At 71.1% G+C, this 388-nt stretch carries 1 protein-coding gene; it reads right to left on the bottom strand.

Going from position 1 to position 388, the window contains the following annotated elements; genetic code table 11:
* The coding region (locus tag RM779_RS33465; protein WP_311621559.1) for a beta-ketoacyl synthase N-terminal-like domain-containing protein at positions 1-388 on the bottom strand (388 nt) is incomplete at both ends.

Genomic DNA, 388 nt, shown 5'->3' with positions numbered 1-388 from the left:
TGCTGCGCCGGACCGTTCGGCGCCGTCAGCCCATTGCTCGCACCGTCCTGATTCACCGCAGAACCCCGCACCACCGCCAGCACCCGATGACCGTTCCGCCGCGCATCCGACAACCGCTCCAACAGCAGTACGCCAACCCCCTCGGAGAACCCGGCGCCGTCCGCCTCCGCCCCGAACGCCTTGCACCGGCCGTCGGGGGACAGCCCGCGCTGACGGCTGAACTCCACGAACAGTGCGGGCGAGGAGAGCACGGTCACGCCGCCGGCCAGCGCCATCGAGCACTCGCCGTTCCGCAGCGACTGCGCCGCCAGATGCAGCGCCACCAGCGACGAGGAACACGCCGTGTCCACCGTCAACGCCGGGCCCTCAAGCCCGAAGCTGTACGCGA

The sequence above is a fragment of the Streptomyces johnsoniae genome (genome assembly GCF_031845565.1).
GTDB lineage: Bacteria > Actinomycetota > Actinomycetes > Streptomycetales > Streptomycetaceae > Streptomyces > Streptomyces johnsoniae.
This window is presented reverse-complemented; position numbering and strand designations above follow the sequence as displayed.